The organism is Christiangramia aquimixticola, from assembly GCF_048285835.1.
Lineage (GTDB): Bacteria > Bacteroidota > Bacteroidia > Flavobacteriales > Flavobacteriaceae > Christiangramia > Christiangramia aquimixticola.
In genome coordinates this window covers 1-291 of sequence record NZ_JBLVTL010000259.1, presented here as the reverse complement: position 1 = coordinate 291, position 291 = coordinate 1, and the positions used below count along the sequence as shown (strand labels likewise).

1 protein-coding gene is annotated in these 291 nt (G+C 40.5%); it reads left to right on the top strand.

The genetic code is table 11. The features are described 5' to 3' along the window. The coding region (locus tag ACNKXV_RS14395; RefSeq protein ID WP_417908395.1) for a hypothetical protein at positions 1–291 on the top strand (291 nt) is incomplete at both ends.

Below are 291 nucleotides of genomic sequence, written 5' to 3'. Positions count from 1 at the left end.
GGTAGCTATGCCAGTCATTGCTGACCATTTTTCAAAAAATAGACTCAACGAAATCAACCTCCTCTACAAGCAAATTTCCAACAGGCAACTCTACATCTGCCTGCTTTTATTCGCCTTGATTTGGAGTAGTATTGATGAGATTTACCACTTTGTACCTAATCGGGAAATCTATCAGGCAGGCAAGTGGGTTGTGTTTTACATCGCTTTGGGAAAGCTTTTCGATGTGGCTTTCTCGGTTAACAGTGAGATTCTGGTTTTCTCAAAGTTTTATCGGTCCAACCTAATTCTTAC